The organism is Streptomyces niveus, from assembly GCF_001723055.1.
Classification (GTDB): domain Bacteria; phylum Actinomycetota; class Actinomycetes; order Streptomycetales; family Streptomycetaceae; genus Streptomyces; species Streptomyces niveus.
Genome location: NZ_MDCR01000401.1, coordinates 1 through 5210, shown reverse-complemented (window position 1 = coordinate 5210; position 5210 = coordinate 1). Strand labels below are relative to the sequence as shown.

6 protein-coding genes and 1 pseudogene are annotated in these 5210 nt (G+C 68.6%); 1 reads left to right on the top strand and 6 read right to left on the bottom strand.

The window, feature by feature from the left end; translation table 11 throughout:
* Positions 1 to 356, top strand: a pseudogene (locus tag BHU15_RS40600) (hypothetical protein); the annotation flags it as partial.
* Positions 357 to 649: 293 nt separating this feature from the next.
* On the opposite strand, the gene BHU15_RS40595 reads toward BHU15_RS40600, so the two are convergent.
* From BHU15_RS40595 to BHU15_RS34595, 6 genes are all read right to left on the bottom strand, one after another.
* Positions 650 to 811: a hypothetical protein gene (locus tag BHU15_RS40595; protein WP_171908507.1), complete on the bottom strand. Its 162-nt coding sequence runs from the start codon at positions 809 to 811 to the stop codon at positions 650 to 652.
* Between the two features lie 334 nt (positions 812 to 1145).
* Positions 1146 to 1457, bottom strand: a complete 312-nt coding sequence (locus BHU15_RS34615; protein ID WP_069630743.1) for a hypothetical protein — start codon at positions 1455 to 1457, stop codon at positions 1146 to 1148.
* Entirely contained in the window at positions 1454 to 2617 is a 1164-nt protein-coding gene (locus BHU15_RS34610; RefSeq protein WP_069630742.1) for a polymorphic toxin type 44 domain-containing protein, read from the bottom strand. Before BHU15_RS34610 ends, BHU15_RS34615 begins: the two co-directional genes overlap by 4 nt.
* An 11-nt stretch (positions 2618 to 2628) precedes the next feature.
* Complete coding sequence (locus tag BHU15_RS34605) at positions 2629 to 3009, bottom strand: hypothetical protein (RefSeq protein ID WP_069630741.1); 381 nt, start codon at positions 3007 to 3009, stop codon at positions 2629 to 2631.
* 341 nt (positions 3010 to 3350) lie between these two features.
* Positions 3351 to 4613, bottom strand: a complete 1263-nt coding sequence (locus BHU15_RS34600) for an MFS transporter (protein WP_069630740.1) — start codon at positions 4611 to 4613, stop codon at positions 3351 to 3353.
* 222 nt (positions 4614 to 4835) lie between these two features.
* Positions 4836 to 5141, bottom strand: coding sequence for a hypothetical protein (locus BHU15_RS34595; protein ID WP_069630739.1), 306 nt, complete (start codon positions 5139 to 5141; stop codon positions 4836 to 4838).
* Positions 5142 to 5210: the final 69 nt, after the last annotated feature.

The following is a 5210-nucleotide window of genomic DNA, read 5'->3' as shown; positions in this document are numbered from 1 at the left end:
ATGTCGCAGCTCAGCGCGCCGACCGCGCCCGTCAGCGGAACGCTGACGCGTGGCTGGTGGAGCACGAGGAGCGGATCCGCGCCGTGTGCTCGCAGATCATCGACACCACCCCGGCCTGGCCCCACCTGACGAGCAACCCACTCGCGCGGGTACATCAACTGGCCGCGACCCTGGCCTCCGGCGCCGGTCCGGCCCACCTGGCCGACCAGCTCGCCGAGCTCCGCGTCGAGATCGCCCCGCGCGGCGGGCCGCCGCGCGAGCCGACCGGCCCCCAGGCAGGGGCCGCCGCCGAAGCCCGCGACGCGATGCTGACCCTGCTCACCGAGCTCCAGGGCGTGCGGTACGGGCGCCACTGACGCCGACGGCACCCGGCGTCAGCGATCCGCTGACGGCCACCTCCCCCGGTCCGGCGTGCGGACAGGACTGAACTCTCGGACGATATAGGCGCAGGAGATCATCGTGAAGCAAGGGCAAGAGCGGTGGCGGGAAGAGCCGGGGCAGCGGGCGTACCCCGATGACCCCGCAGGCGGCGTCGCGAATTCAGTCCCGGTCCGCGAAGGATTCGTCGAGCAGGTCGGCCACGACGGGCTTCGGTTCGCGGGCGCAGTCAGCCGGCGACCGGAACAGCAAGGGCGACGGCCAGAAGTAGTCAGTGGGCGATACGGACGCCGCTGACTATCAGGATTCCGGGGGCGGGGCTGATGCAGTACACGGCGATCGTGGCTCTGGCGGCGACGGCTTGGCGGCGGTCCGTCTTCCCCTCGGTCGCGCAGGATCCGTGCCCGTACGGGCCGGAGGCCAGCTGTCGCATGGCCTTCATCGGCGGTAGGCGGCGCCGGCGCCGGGTGCCAGCCGCACCGCGAGCAGCACCGCCGTCCACGACGTCCGCCGGTCTCCAGGGCGGCCACGAACGAGTACGGCCAGCCCGGGATCATCTGGTGCTTGGCATCTGGCAGAACGAGCGGTCCGGGCAGGTCTGCGCGTCCGGCCGCAGCGGCGAGACGTCCACCGTCGCACGCGCAGGTTCTTGACGGCCCCCTTGTAGGCATCCATGGCGGATACCTCGTTGGGTGAACCTTCGTGATGTCCTGCATCGGCGCCAGAACGGGCTTGCCGTGCCGATCAGCTCTCGCGCACCCCGGTAGTCAGCAGCGGTAGCCGTTCGGAACGTGGAGAAGGGCGACGAAGATCCAGACCATGACCGCGGCGCCGACCGTGCCGCCAAGGAGGGCAACCGCGAGGTTCCAACGTCCTACGTAGCCGATGAGCACACCCCACCACGCCGCCGAGACGATCGCGAGCAGAGCCCCGTAGAAGATCAGGGCAAGGCCGTTGGCCGCGCCGTTCACTCCGACGTCGCATGCCCGCCAGGCAGCCGCGAGAAGCACAGACCCGAGCACGCCCGTGGCCAGGCCGCCTGCGGGGGCGGCCACGCAGCCCCACTGCCCGCGCGTCACTTCCGGGTCCTGACCTGCGGGACGTTCTCGCCGTTGCGCTGCGCTTGTTCCATCTGGTCCATCGCGTCGTTGATTCCTTGCCGGAGCTGTTCCTGGGTCAGGCCGTCTCCGTACTTCTCGTAAAGGTCGACCCCAACCCGCATCGTGATCTGATCGCCTTGGTCGTCGTCTCCCGTGAGTACAGTTTCCCCGAGGGAGGCGCCCTGGATCAGGGTGTCTGTGTCGAAGCCGGCGGCCCGGCCCACGTATCCGTAGTGAACGTTGGAGTAGATGTCGTAGAAGACTTCGCGGTTCGTTCCGGGCTGCTTGAAGTAGTAGTCGTCGATGGTCTGGAGGTCGTACCGCTGCTGGAGTTGGGGCTTGTGGTCCCAGTCCTGGCCCGGGGCCACCTTCGCGCCCCACATCACCATCGCCGTGTTGATGTCAGATCCATAACTCCGCCCGAACTCATACCATTCAGGCTCATCAAGCAGGGTCTTTATGTTGCCGACGGTGTCCGACTTCGCGTTCCGCTTCATCTCCTCAAAGATCCACTTCTCCGCGTCGGTGAACTTCTGCTCGCTGCGCGCCTGCCCTGTCGGGGGGATGACGGGCGTGGCGGTGGCGTTGAAGCCTCCGATCGTGCCGTCGGTCAGGTTTCCGTCCACAACCACGGCTTCGAGCGCTTGTTTGACAGCCTTGTCGAACTCGTCCACGGCGCGCACCGCCGCAGCGATATGCGAGGTCCAGAACTCCTCCGCACCCTTCAGGCCCGGGTCGCGTCGCAGGGCATGTTCCTGAGCAGACTCCTGGATCCGTGTGAAGTCGAAGGCTGCGCGTCCTGCTGCCGAGACCGCCATGCCTGCGGCCACAGCGTCGTCCCGGGCCGATTCGACCTTCTTCTTCAGGTCCGCGAAACTGGCGTGCGCGTTTGTCAGAATCTTCGCGATCGCCTTTGCCTCGGTTTGCGCGGACTTGTACTCGCGCCGAGTCGTCGCGAACTCCGCATACGCCGCTTCCAAGCTGAGCCCATGCCAGTTCTGTCCCAGCGTGATCTTCTGGACAGTCTCCCCGTAACGCTGTCCGACCTTCGCGAGGTCGGCGGCCATGGTTTCCCATTTCTCGGCAGCCGTCGTCAGAACGCTGAGATCGGTCGTCATGATTTCCTGGTAGGTCAACACGGGCCGACCCCCTACAGCTCGTCAAAATAGGATCTGACACCTCGGAGTTCGTCGCCCGTGCCGACATCGATCCGGGAGAACTCGCCCGAGGCGCTGCGTAGATTGGCCTTCTCCGCGCTGAGTCGTCCCATCAGCACTCTCACCTGCTGGTCCCAGGTCCCCACTACTTTCTTCAGGCCGGAGGCAGTCTCCCAGCCGTCAAGCGTCCTCGCCGCAGTGTTCGTGCTCTCCTTCGCCTTACCCGAGTCCCTCTTGGTGTCCGGCTCTAACTCAGTCTCGATGTCGTTCGCCGCCGCCTTCATCTCCGCCGGTGACGAACCGAATAGATCCCCGCCACCCGGAGCCAACGGGCCGACCGGTATACCGTCTGCGCTGCTCTCATCCCATGCCACGATCAGCCCCCTCCCTGAACCTGACTCAGATCATATGTGGAACGACTGGTGCCCCGGTCCCTGTTATTCGTCAAGGCCGAAAGTACTCCACCCCGGCTAAAGGGCGGCGCGGCGGCGCCCTTGGATCAGCGGATGAGGCTTACAGGGCCGGGGACCGGTTTCTGCTGACCGGACAAAGTGCGCTGGGCGGACGGCGCTGGCCATCAGGATTCCGGGGGCGGGGCTGATGCAGCACACGGCGATCTTGGCTCTGGCGGCGACGGCTTGGCGGCGGTCCGTCCTCCCCTCGGTCGCGCAGGATCCGTGCCCGTACGGGCCGGAGGCCAGCTGTCGCATGGCCTTCATCGGCGGTAGGCGGCGCCGGCGCCGGCGGGGAGGAGGGCGAGGGAGAGGATGCCGCCGGTGAGGGCGAGGGCGGGGTAGCTGGTGGCGGTGACCATGATGCCGGAGGCCATGCCACCGGTGGCGCCGGCGATGGCGATCGAGACGTCGACCAGCCCTTGGGTCTTGGCGCGGGTGGCGAGCGGCACAGAGTCGGTGATGATCGCGGTGCCCGAGACGAGGCCGAAGTTCCAGCCCAGTCCCAGCAGTGCGAGAGCGAGCGCGAGGAGTGCGACGGAGTCGGCCGGGGCCAGCGCGGCGAGAATGCCGGCGGCCAGCAGAACGACCCCGGAGGCGGCGGCGATCTTCATCCGTCGGTAGCGGTCGACGAGCCAGCCGGTCAGGGGGGAGGGCAGGTACATGGCGCCGATGTGGATGGCGATGACGAGTCCGGAGGCAGCGGTTCCGTGACCGTGGTCGTGCATGTGGACTGGCGTCATCGTCATGATCGCGACCATGACGAGTTGGGTGAGGACCATGACCAGGGCGCCGAGGACCACGTCCCTGCGGCCCTCGCTCGTGCCGACGCCGATGTCGGCTGCGGCCGGGTTGGTCGCGGTGCCGGCTGTCTTGGCCTTGTCGGCGGCGCGGGCCAGGAGCAGCGGGTCGGGGCGCAGCCAGAGGGCGAGAACGAGCGCGGCCAAGGCGTAGGCGGCGCCGGAGAGGATGAAGGGTCCGGCGAGGTTGGGGATGCCGAGGTGCTGGGCGAAGGTGCCGGTGGGGGCGGCGAGGTTGGGGCCTGCGACGCCGCCGAGGGTGGTGGCGACCAGCACGGTGGAGACCGCGCGGGCCCGGTGGCCGGGGGCTGCGAGGTCGGCTCCAGCGTAGCGGGCCTGGAGGTTGGTGGCGGTGCCGGCGCCGTAGACGAACAGGGCGGTGAACAGCAGGACGGGGTTGTCCAGGACGGCGGCGGTGATGACGCCGGCCGAGCCGATGGCGCCGGTGAGGTAGCCGGCGGCGAGGCCGGGGCGGCGACCCCTGGTCTGGGAGATGCGGCCGACGGCGACGGCGGCGAGGGCGGAGCCGGCGGTGAACAGGGCGCTGGGCAGTCCGGCGAGGCTGGTGGTGCCGAGCATGTCCTGGGCCAGGAGGGCACCGACGGTGACGCCGGCGGCGAGACCGGCGCCGCTGAGAATCTGTGAGGCGACCAGGACGCGCAGGGTCCGGGGCTGGGCCTGAGCTGGGTTGGGTATGGGCGTGCCGGCGGGCGCGGTGCTCGTCATATCTCTTCTCCGGAGCGGCGGTGAAAGGTGGACCGGCGGGGAGGGCCTGGTCGGTCTCGATCGGGGGTAGCCGTGGCACCGGACGGAGCGTCGCGGACGACCACCGGGCCTCCGGCCGGGCTTGACCGATCGACCACCGGCGCAAGCGCGTTGCGCATGCGCCGGCCGACCGTGGTTCTTGTACTCACTCCCCAAGAAGCCGGGGCGTCGTCAATCAGCCTGTCAGTCGGATCGGGCGATCATGTCGAGCTGGGCATCGAGGGCAGCGAGGTCGGGATGGTCCAGGAGCTCGGCCGTCATGCGCTCGCGCATCTCACCGGTATACGCGGCGGTCAGCTCTTCCTCCGTCACGGCGAGCGTGCGGGCGAGGTCGGCGATCAGTTCGGGGCTCAGACCGTCGGACAGGGCGATGGACGCCACGATGATGACCGAGCCGTGGGTTTGCGCATCATCCGCGTAGCCGGCCAGCAGACAGTGGCGCAGCAGCCAGCGCGCGAACTCGCTGTGTCTGACGTGCTCTTGACTCATGAGGTCTCCGTGAGTTGTTGGTCGGCCCGGGAGGGCATGGTGTGGCTGACGGCGATCCTTCTCCGGGCC